The organism is Inquilinus limosus MP06, from assembly GCF_000767795.1.
In the GTDB taxonomy this organism is placed as follows: Bacteria; Pseudomonadota; Alphaproteobacteria; order DSM-16000; family Inquilinaceae; genus Inquilinus; species Inquilinus limosus_E.
Genome location: NZ_JANX01001011.1, coordinates 1 through 1,188 on the forward strand (window position 1 = coordinate 1; position 1,188 = coordinate 1,188).

Annotated in this window: 2 protein-coding genes; one reads left to right on the forward strand and one right to left on the reverse strand. The window is 69.8% G+C overall.

What is annotated here, in order from left to right; all coding sequences use genetic code 11:
• On the reverse strand, nt 1-197 hold a 197-nt coding region (locus tag P409_RS34810; protein ID WP_034849540.1), incomplete at its 3' end, for an accessory factor UbiK family protein.
• 122 nt (nt 198-319) lie between these two features.
• Between P409_RS34810 and lgt the strand changes: the two genes are divergently transcribed.
• Nucleotides 320-1,156: a prolipoprotein diacylglyceryl transferase gene (lgt, locus tag P409_RS34815; protein WP_052121727.1), complete on the forward strand. Its 837-nt coding sequence runs from the start codon at nt 320-322 to the stop codon at nt 1,154-1,156.
• Nucleotides 1,157-1,188 lie beyond the last annotated feature (32 nt).

Consider the following 1,188-nt stretch of genomic DNA (forward strand, 5'->3'; position numbering starts at 1 on the left):
TGCTCCTCGCGGGCACGCTGGGCCAGGGCGCGGACGATCTCGAACTCCTCGCGCGTCACCACGTCGAGCCGCGACAGCACATGCTCGAACTGCTCGCGCAGGCGGGTCCTCGCCTCCTCGCGCACGCCGGCGACGGCACCGAAGGCTCCGGTCGCGACGCGGACCAGATCGTCGATCAGCTTGGTGTCGAAGGGCATCGCAGGCGGCATTCCCAAATGAACATCATCGTCTGGAATATGGCGGCCGGTCCCCCGCGTTGCAACACGCTGGACCGCGCGCCTATAAGGGCACGCTTCGTCCCCCCCGAACGGGAACAGACATGGGTTGGTTCGATCCGGTCGCCCTGCAGATCGGCCCCGTCGCGATCCGCTGGTATGCGCTCGCCTACATCGCCGGCTTCATCCTGGGCTGGCGCTACGCGCTGTGGCTGACCCGCCGCACCGCGCTGCCGCCCGACCGCGCGGCGCTGGACGACTTCCTGACCTGGGCGGTGATCGGCACCATTCTGGGCGGCCGGATCGGCTATGTCCTGTTCTACAATCTCGACGAATATCTGGCGAACCCGGTGTCGATCCTGGAGATCTGGCATGGCGGCATGTCCTTCCACGGCGGCTTCCTCGGCGTCACCGTCGCGATCATCCTGTTCGCACGCAGCCGCGGCTTCTCGCCCCTGCTGCTGGGCGACGTGGTGGCCGCCGCCGCGCCGATCGGGCTGTTCTTCGGCCGCATCGCCAATTTCGTGAATGGCGAGCTGTGGGGCCGCGTCACAGACGCGCCCTGGGGCATCGTCTTCCCCAATGGCGGGCCGCTGCCGCGCCACCCCAGCCAGCTGTACGAGGCCGGGCTGGAGGGGCTGGTGCTGTTCCTGATCCTGCTGCCGCTGGCCGCCAGCGCGCGCATCCGGTCGAAGCCGGGCATCGTGCTGGGCGCCTTCATCGCCTGGTACGGCGTGTCGCGCTTCCTGGTCGAGTTCGTGCGCGAGCCGGACGCCCAGCTGGGCTATCTGATGGGCACCGACTGGTTCACCCGTGGCCAGCAGCTGTCGATCCCGATGATCCTGATCGGCCTTGCCGTGGTGGTCTGGGCCGCCCGCCGGCCGGCGATGCAGCCCCCTGCCCCGGCGGCATCGCCGCCCGCCTCGTCCACGGCCGCGTGACCCCGCTGCTCGACCTGCTGCGCCGCCGCATC